This is a genomic window from Flavobacterium sp. ACAM 123, from assembly GCF_000264055.1.
In the GTDB taxonomy this organism is placed as follows: Bacteria; Bacteroidota; Bacteroidia; order Flavobacteriales; family Flavobacteriaceae; genus Flavobacterium.
In genome coordinates, this window is sequence record NZ_AJXL01000082.1 from 1 (window position 1) to 16872 (window position 16872).

The window sequence follows — 16872 nt, forward strand, 5'->3', positions numbered from 1 at the left end:
TTTTTGAATTATTACGTTCTGGCTTTCTAAACCTATTGTATATTCAATAAAGTCCAAGTACATTTTAGTATTTGATCGGCATTATAATTAAACGATTTAGATTGAAACATAAATTCGTTTGGTATTACAGCAGATTTGTTTTGATGATTGTCAGGATCGAACTGATAATGTATTGCACTCCTATGGCGATTACAATAAAGCCTACAATTCTTGAAATAGCCACAATTCCGGAGGCACCAAGTATTTTAGCCAAATAATGAGCGCTTCTTAAAATGATAAAAATAGCAATAGCAACTGCTATCATCGCCAAAACGGATATGATAATTTCAGATGTTTCTTGATGTTCACTATAAAATGCGATCAGCAGGGAAATAGATCCTGGTCCAGCAAGCATCGGAATTGCTAATGGAGTTAAGGCAATATCATTTCTCGTTTGTGCATCGCTTTCTACTTTTTTGCTTACTCCTCTGTTCTTACTAAATTCTCCTGATAGTAGCGCAAATCCAGAAGTGGCGATTACAATTCCTCCTGCAATACGCAAGGCTTCCATGCTAATTCCGAAGAAGGATAAGACGTATTCTCCTAAAAAAAAGGAAATGGTCAAAATCACAAAAACATTTATAGCCGTCCATAGTGAAATACGGGAGCGTTCTTTTTTGTCATCATCCTGAGTAAGCCCGACAAAAATGGGAACCGTACCAATAGGATTTATGACTGAAAAAAGTGCAGCAAACAAATAAATAAAAAGTTCCATATTTTTTCGTGAAATTAGTTAGTTCTAGTACCGATAAAAGTCTTTTCTGAATAAAGAAAAGGGGCTCATAAGAAGAATATAATCCTGTTTTAGTAGCATCAGAAATCGAAAGATATTAATTTTAATTAAAACGGACTGTAGTATTTTAGTACTTTTACAAGAAATTAATAAAATAATGAAAAATAAAAAAACTTTAGTTCTTGGCGCATCAGCAAAACCAGAGAAATATGCATACAAAGCGATTACTTTACTGGTAGAGAAAGGGCATTCTGTTCTTGCGATTGGTCAAAATGCGGGAGAAGTGGCCGGAATAAAAATTCAGACTAAAGCGATTCCTTTAAAAAACATAGATACAATTACTTTATACTTAAATCCAGCGAGTCAAAAAGATTATTACAATTACATAGTGGATACAAAGCCGAAGCGAGTGCTTTTTAATCCTGGCACTGAAAATCCAGAATTTTATCAACTTTTGGAACTGAATAACATAAAGTCAGAAGTAGCCTGTACCTTGGTTCTATTGACTACAAATAGGTATTAAAGAGCAAAATTTATTTTATAAAGTTTGAAATACCCCAATAAATTCACGGTTTTACAATAATACTGTATTCATTTCGTCTCGCTTTACCTGCGAGACGCGATGGAATTAGTAAATGATGGATTCGCTTTAGTGCAAAAATTAAAAGCGAGTTTCTTGTACTGCGGGTTTGCTGATTAACAGCAGTCCTATAAAAGTGAATATTCCATTTATGATAATTAGTTCGTTATCGAATACATATCCAAAAAATAATACTTTTGAACTTTCACTAAACAGGAAAGTTAGTGCAGGAGACAATAAACAAATAATTGGTACAAATTGATCCTTAACTGTTTTTGTTTTCATCAATAGACCAAAGCCATATAATCCTAGTAGTGGTCCGTAGGTATAGGAAGCAATCCTAAAAATCATTCCTACCACAGAGCTGTCGTTGACAGCATTAAAAAAAATAATCACTAAAAATAGTAGAAAGCAAAAGCCAAGATGAGTAAAATGTCTTGCTCTTACCGCTGTGGGCTTGTTCCTGTTTTCGGTTTTATCCATACCCAGAAAATCGACACAAAAAGAAGTGGTTAGCGCCGTTAAGGCAGAGTCTGTTGTTGCAAAAGTAGCTGCCGTCAATCCCAGTAAGAATATAACTGACGGAATCAGGGTTAAGTGATGAAAGGCGATTTCAGGAAAAAGTAAATCGGTTCTTGGTTTTCCGGTTACCAAATCAGTTGGGACTTCAATTCCGTTTTTTGCAGCATAAATATAAAGTAAGGCACCTACACTTAAAAAGAAGATATTGATCAGTACAAATATTCCAGTGAAAGCAAACATGTTCTTTTGGGCTTCGCCAATGGTGGCACAGCTTAAATTCTTTTGCATTAAGTCTTGGTCTAATCCTACCATCGCAATCGTGACGAAAATTCCGCCTAAGATTTGTTTTACAAAGTGAAATTTACTGGATAAAAAGTCTTCGAAGAAAAATATTTTAGAATAGTTACTGTTTTTAACGGCTTCAAAAGATTCAATTATAGTAAGGTTTAAGCTTTGGCAAATAAAATAAATAGTCAGAAAAACAGAGGTGATTAAGAAAAATGTTTGCAAAGTGTCAGTGATGATGATGGTTTTTAAGCCTCCGCGGTAGGTATAAGCAAATATTAAAGCTAATGAAATCAATACTGTAACAGCAAAGGGGATTCCGTAAAAATCAAATACAAAACGTTGCAGTACAATTACAACAAGATACAGTCTAAATGCGGATCCGATGGTGCGGCTTATTAAGAAAATAGAAGCGGCAGTTTTATAAGAATAGGTTCCTAGGCGGCGTTCTATATATCCATAAATAGAAGTCAAGTTCATGCGATAATATAGAGGCAATAGGACCTTGGCAATGAATATAAATCCGATTGCATTTCCAAGAACAAACTGAAAATATTTAAATTGTTCTCCACTTGGCGCCCCCACTTCTCCAGGAACCGAGATAAAAGTTACTCCAGAAAGCGCTGTTCCTATCATCCCGAAAGCGACTAAATACCATTTAGAGTTTTTGTTGGCTTTAAAGAAAGCATCATTTCCGCTGTCTGTTTTACTGGTAAAATGAGAAATAGTGAATAATATTCCGAAGTAGATAACGATAAGGGACAGAATGGCGAAGGGTGTCATTTTTTGGATTTTGAAAAGCCAAAATACAAATTTTCAGGGAATCTTCTTAGGTTTAGTTCCTCAAACAGCTGTTTCATTTTCCTCAAAGAGTAGCCTATTTTCAAAAATTATTTGTTAATCTTAGATTCTGTGGCTATTATTTTAATAGACAACAGCAGCTCTTCCCCGAGGTTGCTTATTCCTTTATTTCAACGGATAGGAATTTGTGTAAGGGATTAAGCAAATAACTAATTAAACAAATAAACAAATTGCTACATTTGCAGTTATGGAATTCTCTTCAAAATTAATAGAAAAAGCAGTTAACGAAATATCTCAATTACCGGGAATAGGAAAGAGAAGCGCCTTGCGTCTAGTGCTGCATTTATTGAAACAACCCAAAGAGCAAACCGGTTTTTTGGCTCAAGCATTAGTAAACATGCGCGAAGACATTAAGTATTGTACAAACTGTCATAATATCTCAGATAGTGCTGTTTGTGAAATCTGTGCCAATAAAAACAGGAATCACCAAATTGTATGTGTCGTGGAAGATATCCGCGATGTCATGGCGATCGAAAACACGGGGCAATTTAGAGGGGTTTATCACGTTTTAGGAGGTAAGATATCTCCTATTGATGGAGTTGGACCCAGTCAGTTGAGTATAGTAACATTAGTAGATAAGGTAAAGGCTGGAAGTGTAAAGGAAGTTATTTTTGCTTTAAGCTCAACAATGGAGGGTGACACCACTAATTTTTACATTTATAAGCAGATAGCTGATGCGGATATTGTTATCTCTACAATTGCACGTGGAATTGCTGTGGGTGATGAATTAGAATATGCTGATGAAGTTACTTTAGGAAGAAGCATACTGCAGCGTGTACCGTTTGAAAAGTCTTTCAAAAACAATTAATTGTCTTAATAAATAGCTAAACTTTTGATATAGTAAAGGAAAAGCTATATTTGTTATATAAAGTATAAAAATGAACAAACAGATATTCTATTTCTTATTAAGTATTAGTGTGTTATTTACTTCATGCATTCCAACCCAGGATTTAATTTACTTGCAGAAAAAAGATAATTCTGAAACAGAAATAGGGATCTCCGCTATCGTTTCTAAGCCATATAGATTACAAACTAACGATGTGTTGAGCATCAGTATCAAGGCAATTGACCCAAAATTAGTAGCTATTTTCAGTACGACAAACCAGGGAGATGCAGGGAAATCAGAGTCTGGATTGTATTTTGACGGTTTTACGGTCGATGATCACGGGAATATCAGAATGCCTGTCTTAGGAGAACTGAATGTCATCGGTTTTACTTTGGATGAAATAAGAGTTAAAATTGAAAAGCAATTGTTAGCAGACTATTTTAAAAAAGAGGCTAATATTTTTGTTATTGTCAAATTAGCCGGCTTCAAGTATACCATCAATGGCGAAATAGGAAGTACGGGAACTAAAACTTTATTCCAAGAAAATGTAACTATCATGGAGGCTATAGCAAATGCGGGAGACATCACGATAACAGGAAACAGAAAAGCGGTTACCATTATCAGAAACTCGCCAACGGGAGTGCAAATGCATGATCTCGATCTTACGGATATAAACGTAATGAATTCACCTTATTTTTATTTACAGCCTAATGATTACATTTATATCAAACCTCTCAAACAAAAAACGTGGGGAACCGGAAAGACGGGGATAGAATCATTGGGGACTTTTATTACAGTGCTGTCACTTGCTACAACGACGTTTTTCTTGTTATTTAAAAATTAAAACAGAGATCAAAAAATGTTAGATATAAAAGATTTTTCAATTTTTGAAGACCAGGTTAGTTTTGACTTTAAAGGGTTTTTAATAAAAGTCGGAAGTTATTGGAGATGGTTTTTATTAAGCTTAATTATCACTTTTACCATCGCCTATCAGGTGAACATTCGTAAGGAAAAAGTGTATAGCATGGAGACGCTTATCTCTGTGAAGGAAGAAAGCAATCCGTTGTTTACGTCAAATACCAGTTTGGTTTTTAATTGGGGCGGTACTTCTGACCAGGTGCAAACTATTTCAACCACAATACAGTCGAGATCTCATAACGAACTGGTAGTCGATAAACTGCAATTTTATATTAATTATTTAGTTCAGGGTAAATACGAGCTCGAAGACTCCTATGGGGCAGTTCCTTTTTATGTTGAGATAGATAAATCAAAGGGGCAATTGGCCGGAGGTCTGATTGGAATTACTTTTGTGAGTGAAAGTCTCTATGAAATTAGAATTCCGTTTGCAAGTCAAAACGCATCATTAATTACTTATTCAGATAATTCCTATAGCAATACTGCTGTTGCGACGGGCGATTTTATCAAGAGATATAAAGTTGGCGAACGGGTGTCTTTGCCTTTTTTGAATTGGAAACTACAAATAAATGATAATCCGGGCCTGTATAAAGGCAATGAATATTTTGTTTCGTTTAGTGATTTTAATGGAACAGTCGCGGGGTATAAAGGGATGAATGTTCGTTCAGACGATAAGGGAGGTTCTATAATTACACTCGGAATGCAAGGATCTAATAAGGCAAGGATGGTTAAATACCTGAATTCGACCGTAGAAATGCTTATCAAAAGACAATTGGACAGTAAGAACCAATTTGCCACAAATACAATTGCTTTTATTGACAGTACACTAATTGCGATGGAGTCGCAGTTGAAAGAAACTGGAAATGAACTAAAATCATTTAGGAAAGGCAAGAATATCTATGATATTGAAGAAGGAGGAGCTAAATTTTCTGATAAGATGCTCGAATTTGATGTCAAGAGAGATGAAGTAACCCGTAAAATAACGTATTACAATACGCTAAAGTCCTATCTAAAAAACAGCGTTGACTACTCTAAACTTCCAGCGCCATCAGTAGCAGGTATTGACGATCCTAATGTGGTCACTAATGTTTCCAAACTGATTTCGCTTTCGGGCCAAAGATCAGAAATGGCTTATGCCGTAAAAAGTGAGAAGATATTTAAAGATTTTGATAATCAAATGGTATCCATTAAGAATGTACTGTTAGAAAACATTGCTTCTGCAAAAGCTTCTTTACAATATGATTTGTCTTTGGTTAACAACAAAATTAATCAAACGGAAAGTACGATTAAGGCACTTCCGGATGAGCAGCAAGAATTAATAAAAATAAAGAGAAAGTATGATTTAAGCGACAATATCTACAATACTTTTCTTCAAAAGAGAAGCGAAGCCGATATTGTAAAAGCGGCAAATTTGTCTGATATTCACTTTATCGATCCGGCGAAAGATGTTGGTGGTGGGCAAATCGGTCCTCGAACGTCTGCAAATTATGTTTTGGCACTATTTCTAGGAATACTGTTTCCTTTGTTGTTTGTGTTTTTTATTTTCTTTATCAATAATTCGATTCAGAACACGGACGATATTGGAAAATTGACAAAAATTCCTTTGATTGGAGTGGTAGGTCTGAATAAAGAAATTTCGGACTTGGCGGTTTTTGACAGACCCAAATCAGCATTGTCTGAATCCTTTAGGGCAATACGCTCTTCGCTTCAATATTTATACAAAAAACAAAATGTAGGCGGTGCCAAAACTCTGATGATAACATCATCAGTCAGCGGAGAAGGAAAAACATTCTGTTCCATAAATATTGCTACCGTTTTTGCGTTAAGCGAAAAAAAGACGGTGATAATAGGCTGTGATTTAAGAAAACCCAAGTTATTTGATGAATTTAATTTATCCAATGAAGTGGGAATTGTCAACTATTTAATCAGGCAAAAAACGGTAGATGAAATTATAAATCATACTCAGATCCCTTATCTCGATGTGATTCTTTCCGGGCCGGTACCTCCTAATCCTTCCGAATTGATTATGAGCGATCGAATGGGTGAATTGATTGAGGAACTAAAGAAAACCTACGATTATATCATTTTGGATACACCACCAGTGGGATTAGTTTCTGATGCTTTGGAACTTTCCCAATATTCAGATGTTACCTTATACATTGTAAGGCAAAATTTTTCCAAAAAGGAAATGATCACTTTACTTAATAATCGGATAAAAAGGGGTGAGCTTGAAAATGCCAGCATTATTTTCAATGGTTTTGAAAACAAGGCTAAATATGGCGCTGGTTACGGGTATGGATATGGGTACGGCTATGGCTATGGTCCGTATTCAAATGGATATACTGATGAAGAGAAGCCAAGGAATTTTTATTACGCAATCATCAAAAAATGGGGTACAAAACGAAAAAAATAATAGCATAATTTTTAAAGTATTATAAATGAAAGAGGGAGTAAAAAGCAGAATATTAATTACGGGCGGAGCTGGGTTCATTGGTTCTAATCTTTGTGAGTACTTTTTATCTAAAGGAAATGAAGTAATTTGCTTGGATAATTTTGCCACGGGCCACAGACATAATTTAAAAGATTTTATCAATAATCCAAATTTTCAACTGATTGAAGGTGATATACGAAATGCCGTTGATTGTCAAAATGCGGTAAAAAACGTTGACTATGTGTTGCATCAGGCCGCCTTGGGTTCTGTGCCGCGCTCTATTAATGATCCGGTTGCAACCAATGCCGTAAATGTTTCCGGTTTCTTGAATATGCTAGTGGCGTCTTCGGATGCTAAAGTGAAACGTTTTGTGTATGCAGCCAGCTCTTCTACCTATGGAGATTCAGCTGGATTGCCAAAGCTGGAGGATGTAATTGGAAAGCCACTCTCTCCGTATGCAATAACGAAATATGTAAACGAACTGTATGCTGATATTTTCAGTAAAACATACGGCTTGGAAACAATAGGATTGCGTTATTTTAATGTGTTTGGTCGGAAACAAGATCCTAACGGAGCCTATGCAGCCGTTATTCCGAAGTTTGTGATGCAATTGATGAATCATGAAACGATTACCATCAACGGAGACGGGAATTATTCCCGTGATTTCACTTACATTGAAAATGTCATTCAGATGAATGAATTGGCAATGACTGCAGAAAACCCAGCGGCGCTGAATACCGTTTATAATACGGCTTTTGGAGATAGAAACACCTTAAATGATTTGGTGAATTATTTAAAGGAATATTTAGCAAAATATGATTCTACAATAGCAGATGCTGAAGTAGCCTATGGTCCAAATAGAGCAGGAGATATACCACATTCTTTGGCTAGTATTGCTAAGGCAAAAGAGTTATTGGGTTATGATCCACAATTTTCTTTACAGCAAGGATTGAAAGAAGCGATTGACTGGTATTGGAATAATTTGAAGTAGTTTGCTTTTATCTGTTATGAGTTATCTGTTATGAGTTATTTGTGGTCAGTTATGGGTTATCTGTTAGTATATGTTGAGTTATAGGATGTAGAATTATTTCCAATTGAGCACAGATAGTAAGGCACGAAGTGCCGAAAACCGAAAACCGAAAACCGAAAACCGAAAACCGAAAACCGAAAACCGAAAACCGAAAACCGAAAACCGAAAACCGAAAACATGAAAAGTTACAAAGATTTAGATATATACACTTTAGCGTTGTCTTTGTTTTACAGAACTCATCGTCTTTCATTAAGGTTGCCAAAGTATGAATTATACGAATTAGGGAGCCAAATTAGGAGGTCTTCTGATTCTGTGGTAACTAATATTGTAGAAGGATACGGAAGAAAACGATATAAGATGGACTTTATCAAGTTTTTAACGTACTCTCATGCGAGTAATTTGGAAACAATTTGCCATATAGAAAAATTAATAGTGCTTTACCCAGACCTATCGATTGAAATGATTGCTCTTCAAAAAGAGTACGATATATTGGGTGCGAAATTATTTTCCTTTTTACGTTATGTTGAAAATAATTGGAATAAATTTGAGTAAAGAGTTGTCCGTTGTCTGTTATGGGTTATCCGTTACCCGTTATCTGTTGTGTGTTATCCGTTATTAGATGATAAACTATATGATTGAGTATTAATTTTAACAGAAAAGCAAGTAGCGAGAACACGATACCGAAAACCGAGGACAGAAAACCGAGGACAGAGAACAGAGGACAGAGAACAGAGAACAGAGAACAAAGAACAAAGAAAAACAGAATAAATGAAAATTACAAAAATTTGCTGCATTGGAGCTGGATATGTTGGTGGACCTACAATGGCAGTTATAGCGCAAAAATGCCCACAAATACAAGTTACAGTTGTTGACTTAAATGAAGAGCGAATTGCGGCTTGGAACGATGAGAATTTAGATAACATTCCTATTTACGAACCAGGCTTGGATAAAATTGTGGGAGAAGCAAGAGGAAGAAACTTATTTTTTTCTACTAATATTGAAAAAGCTATTGACGAAGCGCAAGTTATTTTTATCTCCGTTAATACACCTACCAAAACCTATGGAAAAGGGAAAGGTATGGCAGCTGACTTAAAGTACATCGAGTTGTGTGCGAGACAAATTGCTAAAGTTGCCAAGGATGATAAAATCGTGGTGGAGAAATCAACACTGCCAGTACGTACTGCTGAAGCCATAAAAAGTATTTTAGACAGTACAGGAAATGGGGTACAATTCCAAATTCTATCCAATCCAGAATTTCTTGCCGAAGGAACAGCGGTTCAAGATCTCTTGAATCCGGATAGGATATTAATAGGCGGGGATATTACTGAAGAAGGTCAAAAAGCAATACAAGCCCTTGTCGATGTGTATTCGAATTGGGTTTCAGAAGATAAAATATTGACTACTAATGTATGGTCATCTGAATTGTCGAAGTTGACCGCTAACGCATTTTTGGCGCAAAGAATCTCTTCCATCAACGCCATGTCGGAACTTTGTGAGAAAACAGGTGCTGATGTGAATGAAGTTGCAAAAGCCATAGGAATGGACAGCCGCATAGGATCGAAATTTCTCAAAGCATCGGTTGGTTTTGGAGGCTCTTGTTTCCAAAAAGACATATTAAACTTGGTTTACATTGCAAAATCGTATGGGCTGAACGAAGTGGCTGATTATTGGGAGCAAGTCATCATCATGAACGATCATCAAAAAAGACGTTTTTCGAATAATATTGTGCAAACACTTTACAATACCGTTTCTGATAAGAAAATCACGTTTTTAGGATGGGCATTCAAAAAAGATACCAACGATACCAGAGAATCTGCAGCTATTTATGTGGCGGATGATCTGATTAACGAAAATGCAAAAATTGCCATTTATGATCCTAAAGTGTCTAGAAAGAAAATGCTGGCTGATTTGGATTATCTAGAAACGAGAACCACTGAAAAGAATGCGAGTAGCCTCTCGTCATTTGAAGACCCTTATGCAGCTTGCAATGAAGCACATGCCATAGCGGTGCTTACGGAATGGGATGAGTTTACTCAGTACGATTGGCAACGCATCTATGACTCCATGCAAAAGCCTGCTTTTGTTTTTGATGGGAGAAATGTATTGAACGGTCCGGCTTTGGAAAAAATCGGATTCGTGTATCAAGCGATAGGTTCTTAGGTCCTCACCTTAGCCCTCTCCGAAGGAGAGGGAGACGAAGTGGCGAGGGTTGTAGTTTGTTGATTATATTAGAAAATTACGAACTACATAATTATTATAAGTCGGATAATGTTGAAAATACACCCCAGCCCCTATATTTCCTAATGTTACTTTGTTTGGAGTGTCGTTGAATCTTCGATTTCAAGAGGGGAATTGAAAGTGCTGAAAAGTATCGAGAAGTGTAGTTTGGTAAAAGGTTCTCGATACATTTTTATAAAAACGCTATCGCTATTTCATAAAAACACTCGAACTGACGTACTCTATAGAGGGTGGGTAATTCCTAAACCACAATCGCTATCATTAATGACAGTTATCCAGCGCTACTATTTTTACCTAAAAATAGTTAGCAATGAAATCGAAGATTACTTCATCCGTTCGCCTTTCAGGCTCGAGTCATGAATACTAAAAAAACAACAATAAAGCAGGAGTAGTTCGTTGTTACCGTCACCCTAAGCGAAGTCGAACGGGTTGATCAAGAAAAAAAGTAAAATCATAGTGTTTTAATAAAAACGCTATCGCTATTTTATATCAATGCTTCTAGTAAAAGTATCGGGGCTATCTCGAAGTGATACGTAAACTCTTTGTCAAAAACCTAGAACAGCCTTATTGAGTTTTGGAAAACGATAATCCTTCACTTGCCAAAGTAGTCTCTTCGAGTATTTCAAAATTTTAATTTTGAAACGTATCGAGAAGCGTAGTTCGGCCGGTTGTTTTTGGCCGGACTTAATTATAATGCTAGCACTATCTTATAAAAGTACTTCTCGAGACAACTTCGAAATAAATTACGCTAACGAACTCTCTTTATGAGATAGCTTCGTTTCTCGCAATGACATGCAACATCGTTAATGATCGTAGTCTCGCCCCACTATTTTTCTCTAAAATCAATATACAGTTTTTAGCCTGGCCGACAAGCGTGGTCCTCGGGCCGAGGAGGAACCACGAGCAGCTGCGGCTGCGATAGGAAAAACCGATACGAAGTGAGATTCATAGAACACCATATAAAATAAAAGTTAAGCGAGATAAAAAAATAAAATCGTACTATTATGATAAAAGCGGAAGCGGTATTGAAAACCGTTTAAACAGTAATTTTCGAATTTAAAGTTTAAAATGTTTATCAGCAACTATAATAATACATAGATTTGTGCCAATTGTTGTAATTCCTGGCTAAAAAACAGGGAGTATTATAAATAGATATTCATATAAAATAAAAGAATAACGGCAAGATGTTATTTCAACACAACGCAAATGAAAAACTGGTACGTAGTCTATACAAAACCCAAATGGGAGAAAAAAGTAGCGGAGCAACTAACAAAGATAGGAATAGAATGCTATTGTCCCTTGATTACTCAGGTACGGCAATGGTCTGACCGAAAAAAGAAGGTAATAGTACCACTTTTTAATTCTTATGTCTTTGTACAATTAACGGAGTCCGAAAGGAATTTAGTTTTTCAGTCTGCAGGGGCGGTACGTTATTTGTTTTGGTTGGGAAAGCCAGCTATTGTCCGCGATGAAGAGATTTTGACTATTAAAAAAATGGTTGGAAACTCCAGACACTTATGATGTAGAGATGGATGCCATACAAATAGGAGATAGAATCACCTTAGAATCCGGTCCTTTCTCTGCTCAAGAAGCCATTGTTCAGGAAGTGAATAAAACACACTATATTCTTGTTTTGGCATCATTAGGTTGCGTTTTAAAAATGAAAATTAAGTAAAGAAAACGCTGTTTAAGGGAGCGATGTTGCAGCTGCGTTTAATAGCGATAAACGACTATCGATGCGGTTGCCGTTTACTATAAAAAGAAATTAATATTCTAACGGTTAAAACCCCAAAGTTTACATACTATAATTTGTAGATTTTGGGGTTTTTCCATTATTTCGAAGAGTATGTAGGCGCAGTTTCTGTTGATTTAAAAAAGGAATGTATTTTTTTGAAGTGGGTTAAGTATCCGTTTTGGATGCTTAATTTGGATACTCATCTCACGAATTTGCATATCACCAAATTAGGTGATTTTGTTCGCACCTAAAAACAGAAACAATTTAAATTACACATTGATTGTCAGTGTGTTACTATTTTTTCACTCTTTTGTAAACTTTTTTTTCGATTCGAAACAAAAATTATAAGACAAAAAGCCGACTTATTGTACTTACATTTGCGACGTTGAAAAAAATATAGTTCGAACCTATTTGTGTGGGTTTGGGCTGCGAAGCCATACCCCATAGGGAACAAGCCCTTTATAAATTAGTTTAAAAAGATGGAATTGAATTCTAAAATTGCAATTATAGGTCTTGGTTATGTTGGTTTACCTTTAGCCAGGTTATTTGCCACAAAGCATGCTGTGGTTGGGTTTGATATTAATGAGTCCCGAGTGGCAGAATTGAAATCAGGTGTAGATGCTACTCTGGAAATTGATAGGGATACTTTACAAAAGGTATTAGTTGAAAAACTAGGACATGGTAAAGGTTTGTATTGCACCACGGTTTTAGATGAAATTGCAGGCTGTAACTACTATATTGTAACAGTACCGACTCCGGTAGATAAAAATAACCGACCTGATTTAACACCGCTCTATAAGTCTAGTGAAACGGTGGGTCAGGTGCTTAAAAAAGGAGATATCGTCATCTATGAGTCAACCGTATATCCGGGGGTAACGGAAGAGGAGTGTGTACCTGTTTTAGAACGAGTTTCGGGATTGCGATTTAATATTGATTTTTTTGTGGGTTATTCGCCAGAAAGAATCAATCCTGGAGATAAAGAGCACACCGTAGATAAAATATTAAAAGTCACCTCTGGTTCTACGCTGGAAACCGGAAAAAAGATAAACGCATTATATCAAAGCGTTATTACCGCAGGAACCTATTTAGCCCCTTCCATAAAGGTTGCCGAAGCGGCCAAAGTAATCGAGAACTCCCAACGGGATATTAATATCGCTTTTGTTAATGAGTTGTCGAAGATATTCAATTTAATGAATATTGATACTAATCAGGTATTAGCAGCTGCAGCCACTAAATGGAATTTTTTACCGTTTAAACCCGGATTAGTGGGTGGTCATTGTATAGGGGTCGATCCTTATTACTTGGCTCAAAAAGCCCAGGAATTAGGCTATCATCCTGAAATTATTTTAGCAGGCAGGCGTTTGAATGACAGTATGGGAGAATATGTGGCTTCTCAAATCGTAAAGTTGATGATTAAGAAAGGAATTTCAGTTAACAATGCCTCGTTATTAATGCTGGGGATCACCTTTAAGGAAAACTGTCCCGATGTTCGCAATACAAAAATTGTGGATGTCGTTGCCGCTTTAACCGATTATGGAATCGCGGTGACAATCTATGATCCTTTAGCCAGTCCCGCTGCGGTGTTTAAAGAATATAAACTAACAACAACCGATGTTGTACCGAATCAAAAATTTGATGCTCTTGTTTTGGGTGTGGCTCACAGCAAATTTTTAGACCTAGACTTAACCCAATTACAAAACACAAGCAGTGTGATTTATGATGTAAAAGGCGTTTTAGGGGATGGTGTGGACGGAAGGTTGTAGGGTAGCTTTGATTGTTATCGGATAGCTGTTTTCTGTTATGGGTTGTCAATACCTCATCTCAGCGGCAAGTCCTGCGAACTCATTTTTTTAATAATTTCCTTTCAAGGGGATAATAATACGGTCCCAACTGCTAGGGTAAAGACGACAGTTTACATTTGCGTGGTGTAACATAAAAAAGAAAAGCATATGAAAATAGGTATAACATTTAGTGCATTCGATTTGCTTCATGCTGGACATATTAAAATGCTGGAAGAGGCAAAAAGGCAATGTGATTATTTAATTGTCGCTTTACAAACAGATCCTACCTTAGACCGACCGGGGAAGAACAGTCCCAGCCAGTCTGTGGTAGAACGTTATATCCAACTAAAGGGCTGTTCCCATGTGGACGAAATTGTTCCTTATGCAACAGAGCAGGACCTAGAAGATATTTTACGCTCTTTTAAAATTGATGTTAGAATCATTGGAGACGAATACAGAGAAAAGGACTTTACGGGACGCAGCTATTGTGAACAAAAAGGAATTGAATTGTATTTCAATGGACGAGATCACCGTTTTTCGAGCAGCAGTTTGCGTAAAGAAGTGGCTGAGAAAGAAGCAGTAAAGGATAGGGTGTAGTCGTTCACCGTTGACCGATTTTCGTCCAACGACCATCAAATAATCGAACATCGAAAAACGTTTGCGTTTTTCTATCGAACATCGAACATCGAACATCGAATTAACGAACATCGAAAACATATGGAGTCCAATTTAGAGGTATGGAAAACAGCGCATCAATTGACGTTGGCCGTTTACAAAGTTACTCAGAACTTTCCGAAGTCAGAGCAATTTGGTCTTACAAGTCAAGTGAGAAGAAGTGCCGCAAGTGTACCTACTAATATTATTGAAGGCCAAGCGAGACAATATAAAAAGGAATTCGTTCAGTTCTTGTATATTTCAAAAGGTTCGTTGGAAGAAACAAATTATCATTTGTTTTTATCTAAGGAACTCGGATACCTCTCGGAAGATGATTATAAGTTGTTGTCTGAATTATGTACAAGAATAAAAATGATGTTGTATAAATTGATAAAATCGTTAACTGCATAACCGCATAACCGCATAACCGGTAATCGATTTTCGTTGACCGTCCATCGAACGTCGAACAACGAATAACGAACAACGAATAACGAATAAAACATGGAAAAGAGTTCAATTACACATGTTATACTTACTGGAGGTGTTGGTAGCCGTTTGTGGCCGTTGTCGCGCAAAAGCCAACCCAAACAGTACCTTGATATTTTTAATGGAAAATCGTTGTTTGAAATGACCGTTGAGCGTAATAGGAATATTGCCGATAAAGTGATGGTAGTGGGAAACATTGATAATTGCCATTTAAGTAAAAAAGTATTGGAGAAATCAAACACATCCTACATTGATATCATAGAATCTACCCCAAGAAATACTGCAGCGGCTATTGCTTTTGCCGCATTTGCGTCCCATCCTGATGCTATTTTAGTGATTACTCCATCAGACCATATTATTGATGAAATGGAACTGTATGAAGCAGCCATTCAGGAAGCCATAGAAAAAGCAGCAAATGGATCTATCGTCACTTTTGGGATAGTTCCCACGAAGCCGGAAACGGGATATGGCTATATTGAACGCAAAGGAGATGATGTTATTTCTTTTAGAGAAAAACCAGATCAGGCGGTGGCTCAAGATTTTATTGCCAAAGGAAATTTCCTTTGGAATAGCGGGATGTTTTGTTTTAAAGCAAGCGTGCTATTAGAAGAATTGAAAGTATTTACTCCAGAAGTATATGAGAAATCAAAGCTAGCTTGGGAAAGCAATACCAATGGTAATTTAGATTTAGCACTGTCTCTGGATATTCCATCGATTAGCATTGATTATGCAGTGATGGAACGCTCTAAGAAAATTAAAGTGGTGACTTCTCAATTTGGTTGGTCTGACCTTGGTTCTTTTGAATCGGTTTATGACTATTTATTGACAATAGGACATCCGGTAGATGAAAATGGAAATATGGTAATTGGAACTACTAATTATACAGCTTTCATAGGAATGAAAGACTGTATTTTTGTCTCTACTCCAACAGCCAACTTGATTTTGAAAAAAGAGTTTTCTCAAGATGTGAAGACGGTGTATAATGAATTGGAAAGAAACAACCCAGATTTGTTGAACTAAGTTGGACTGTATTTTTACTTGATTGTGAATAACATCCACAACTTTGGCATGCTTACGCAGGAAGCATTCCCTCAAGTTGCTCGTAAAACTACTTTTACAATAAACTCGCTTTTACTCTTTAACATTGTCATGCTGACGCAGGAAGCATCTCCACGAGTTGCTTACACCATCATTTTCCCCACAAACTTACTTTTCATCCCAATCTTTGTCCTACTGAGGCAGGAAGAATCCCCACGATTTGCACTTATTAATGAGATTCCTCCTCTGTCTGAATGACAAAACACGTGCGCAATTAGCAGCAAATGTAATCTCCAAATAACATAGTTCAATCTTTGTCATGCTGCCGCAGGAAGCATCTCCACGAGTTGCTCACACCATCACTTTTTACAATAAATTCACTTTTTGCTTCCAACTTTGTCCCATTGAAGCAGGAATCATCCCTTGATTACTTTTTCATTTTAGCAGTAGGCGACTTTTTTTCATTCTTATTCTTTTCTTTTGTCTTGATCAACCCGTTCGACTTCGCTCAGGGTGACGGAAACAAAAGATCAAGCCTGAAAATTAAAAGCGCAAAAACTACCTCAAAGCGCCGTTCCGCAGCCCGAGCCGTTCGTCCTTCGTCCTCAAGTCGCGGACTGCTGCCACTTTGCTTTTTCGTTGTTTTTCATGCTTTTTATCTAAGGGCGAGTGTTAGGGTATTGAATGGCTAGTGGTTTTCTTGAAAATATTCTTTTCT

Annotated in this window: 15 protein-coding genes; 13 read left to right on the plus strand and 2 right to left on the minus strand. The window is 36.7% G+C overall.

All coding sequences use genetic code 11. From position 1 onward, the window contains the following. Positions 1-124 precede the first annotated feature (124 nt). On the minus strand, positions 125-754 hold the full coding sequence (locus tag A3SG_RS0113595) for a MarC family NAAT transporter (protein ID WP_016990565.1): 630 nt from the start codon (positions 752-754) through the stop codon (positions 125-127). A 175-nt stretch (positions 755-929) separates the two neighbouring features. On the opposite strand from A3SG_RS0113595, the gene A3SG_RS0113600 reads away from it, so the two are divergent. Next, positions 930-1295 carry a CoA-binding protein gene (locus A3SG_RS0113600; protein WP_016990566.1) on the plus strand — a complete coding sequence of 122 codons (366 nt, stop codon included), beginning with the start codon at positions 930-932 and terminating at the stop codon, positions 1293-1295. 138 nt (positions 1296-1433) lie between these two features. On the opposite strand, the gene A3SG_RS0113605 is transcribed toward A3SG_RS0113600, so the two are convergent. Then, positions 1434-2942, minus strand: coding sequence for a sodium:solute symporter (locus A3SG_RS0113605; RefSeq protein ID WP_016990567.1), 1509 nt, complete (start codon positions 2940-2942; stop codon positions 1434-1436). Between the two features lie 265 nt (positions 2943-3207). On the opposite strand from A3SG_RS0113605, the gene recR reads away from it, so the two are divergent. From recR to A3SG_RS0113670, 12 genes are all read left to right on the plus strand, one after another. After that, entirely contained in the window at positions 3208-3828 is a 621-nt protein-coding gene (gene recR, locus A3SG_RS0113615) for a recombination mediator RecR (protein ID WP_016990568.1), read from the plus strand. Positions 3829-3898: 70 nt separating this feature from the next. Continuing rightward, positions 3899-4690 carry a polysaccharide biosynthesis/export family protein gene (locus A3SG_RS0113620; protein WP_016990569.1) on the plus strand — a complete coding sequence of 264 codons (792 nt, stop codon included), beginning with the start codon at positions 3899-3901 and terminating at the stop codon, positions 4688-4690. Positions 4691-4705: 15 nt separating this feature from the next. Next, positions 4706-7174 carry a polysaccharide biosynthesis tyrosine autokinase gene (locus A3SG_RS0113625; protein ID WP_016990570.1) on the plus strand — a complete coding sequence of 823 codons (2469 nt, stop codon included), beginning with the start codon at positions 4706-4708 and terminating at the stop codon, positions 7172-7174. A 25-nt stretch (positions 7175-7199) separates the two neighbouring features. Next, positions 7200-8183 carry an SDR family oxidoreductase gene (locus A3SG_RS0113630; RefSeq protein ID WP_016990571.1) on the plus strand — a complete coding sequence of 328 codons (984 nt, stop codon included), beginning with the start codon at positions 7200-7202 and terminating at the stop codon, positions 8181-8183. Between the two features lie 216 nt (positions 8184-8399). Then, positions 8400-8774, plus strand: a complete 375-nt coding sequence (locus A3SG_RS0113640; RefSeq protein WP_029596815.1) for a four helix bundle protein — start codon at positions 8400-8402, stop codon at positions 8772-8774. A 216-nt stretch (positions 8775-8990) separates the two neighbouring features. After that, entirely contained in the window at positions 8991-10382 is a 1392-nt protein-coding gene (locus A3SG_RS0113645) for a UDP-glucose 6-dehydrogenase (RefSeq protein ID WP_029596816.1), read from the plus strand. Positions 10383-11666: 1284 nt separating this feature from the next. Next, positions 11667-11981, plus strand: a complete 315-nt coding sequence (locus A3SG_RS19955) for a UpxY family transcription antiterminator (RefSeq protein WP_316945252.1) — start codon at positions 11667-11669, stop codon at positions 11979-11981. After that, the gene (locus A3SG_RS23000; RefSeq protein ID WP_316945253.1) at positions 11959-12135 is read left to right on the plus strand and encodes a hypothetical protein; all 177 of its coding nucleotides are present in this window, start codon (positions 11959-11961) and stop codon (positions 12133-12135) included. Before A3SG_RS19955 ends, A3SG_RS23000 begins: the two co-directional genes overlap by 23 nt. Before the next feature lie 539 nt (positions 12136-12674). Then, complete coding sequence (locus tag A3SG_RS0113655; RefSeq protein WP_016990574.1) at positions 12675-13958, plus strand: nucleotide sugar dehydrogenase; 1284 nt, start codon at positions 12675-12677, stop codon at positions 13956-13958. A 186-nt stretch (positions 13959-14144) separates the two neighbouring features. Beyond that, the gene (locus tag A3SG_RS0113660) at positions 14145-14573 is read left to right on the plus strand and encodes an adenylyltransferase/cytidyltransferase family protein (protein ID WP_016990575.1); all 429 of its coding nucleotides are present in this window, start codon (positions 14145-14147) and stop codon (positions 14571-14573) included. A 120-nt stretch (positions 14574-14693) separates the two neighbouring features. Continuing rightward, the gene (locus A3SG_RS0113665) at positions 14694-15041 is read left to right on the plus strand and encodes a four helix bundle protein (protein ID WP_016990576.1); all 348 of its coding nucleotides are present in this window, start codon (positions 14694-14696) and stop codon (positions 15039-15041) included. Between the two features lie 90 nt (positions 15042-15131). Next, complete coding sequence (locus A3SG_RS0113670) at positions 15132-16136, plus strand: mannose-1-phosphate guanylyltransferase (RefSeq protein ID WP_016990577.1); 1005 nt, start codon at positions 15132-15134, stop codon at positions 16134-16136. Positions 16137-16872 lie beyond the last annotated feature (736 nt).

What these genes read in the sequence shown, in the direction of transcription:
- A3SG_RS0113595 (WP_016990565.1), bottom strand. Translation starts at nt 754, where the DNA reads ATGGAACTTTTTATTTATTTGTTTGCTGCACTTTTTTCAGTCATAAAT.
- A3SG_RS0113600 (WP_016990566.1), top strand. Translation starts at nt 930, where the DNA reads ATGAAAAATAAAAAAACTTTAGTTCTTGGCGCATCAGCAAAACCAGAG.
- A3SG_RS0113605 (WP_016990567.1), bottom strand. Translation starts at nt 2,942, where the DNA reads ATGACACCCTTCGCCATTCTGTCCCTTATCGTTATCTACTTCGGAATA.
- recR (WP_016990568.1), top strand. Translation starts at nt 3,208, where the DNA reads ATGGAATTCTCTTCAAAATTAATAGAAAAAGCAGTTAACGAAATATCT.
- A3SG_RS0113620 (WP_016990569.1), top strand. Translation starts at nt 3,899, where the DNA reads ATGAACAAACAGATATTCTATTTCTTATTAAGTATTAGTGTGTTATTT.
- A3SG_RS0113625 (WP_016990570.1), top strand. Translation starts at nt 4,706, where the DNA reads ATGTTAGATATAAAAGATTTTTCAATTTTTGAAGACCAGGTTAGTTTT.
- A3SG_RS0113630 (WP_016990571.1), top strand. Translation starts at nt 7,200, where the DNA reads ATGAAAGAGGGAGTAAAAAGCAGAATATTAATTACGGGCGGAGCTGGG.
- A3SG_RS0113640 (WP_029596815.1), top strand. Translation starts at nt 8,400, where the DNA reads ATGAAAAGTTACAAAGATTTAGATATATACACTTTAGCGTTGTCTTTG.
- A3SG_RS0113645 (WP_029596816.1), top strand. Translation starts at nt 8,991, where the DNA reads ATGAAAATTACAAAAATTTGCTGCATTGGAGCTGGATATGTTGGTGGA.
- A3SG_RS19955 (WP_316945252.1), top strand. Translation starts at nt 11,667, where the DNA reads ATGAAAAACTGGTACGTAGTCTATACAAAACCCAAATGGGAGAAAAAA.
- A3SG_RS0113655 (WP_016990574.1), top strand. Translation starts at nt 12,675, where the DNA reads ATGGAATTGAATTCTAAAATTGCAATTATAGGTCTTGGTTATGTTGGT.
- A3SG_RS0113660 (WP_016990575.1), top strand. Translation starts at nt 14,145, where the DNA reads ATGAAAATAGGTATAACATTTAGTGCATTCGATTTGCTTCATGCTGGA.
- A3SG_RS0113665 (WP_016990576.1), top strand. Translation starts at nt 14,694, where the DNA reads ATGGAGTCCAATTTAGAGGTATGGAAAACAGCGCATCAATTGACGTTG.
- A3SG_RS0113670 (WP_016990577.1), top strand. Translation starts at nt 15,132, where the DNA reads ATGGAAAAGAGTTCAATTACACATGTTATACTTACTGGAGGTGTTGGT.